The following is a 240-nucleotide window of genomic DNA, read 5'->3' on the forward strand; positions in this document are numbered from 1 at the left end:
TCGACCACTTCAAGACCTTCAACGACAATTTCGGCCACGGCGTCGGCGACCAGGTGCTGCGCCTGATGGCCAAGGTGTTGCGCGACAAGGTTCGCGCGCAGGATCTGCCGGCCCGCTACGGCGGCGAAGAGTTCTGCCTGCTGCTGCCGAACACCGACGTGATGCGCGCCGTCGAGATCGGCGAGCAGGTCCGTTCGGCCGTGCTGCAGCTCTGCCTGCCGCACATCACCTCGGCCCACA

General features: G+C 66.2%; 1 protein-coding gene. It reads left to right on the forward strand.

The genetic code is table 11. From position 1 onward, the window contains the following. Positions 1–240, forward strand: a 240-nt coding sequence (locus G8O24_RS43820) for a GGDEF domain-containing protein (RefSeq protein WP_188108504.1), incomplete at both ends; no start/stop codon positions are given.

It is taken from the genome of Bradyrhizobium campsiandrae (assembly GCF_014529705.1).
In the GTDB taxonomy this organism is placed as follows: domain Bacteria; phylum Pseudomonadota; class Alphaproteobacteria; order Rhizobiales; family Xanthobacteraceae; genus Bradyrhizobium; species Bradyrhizobium campsiandrae.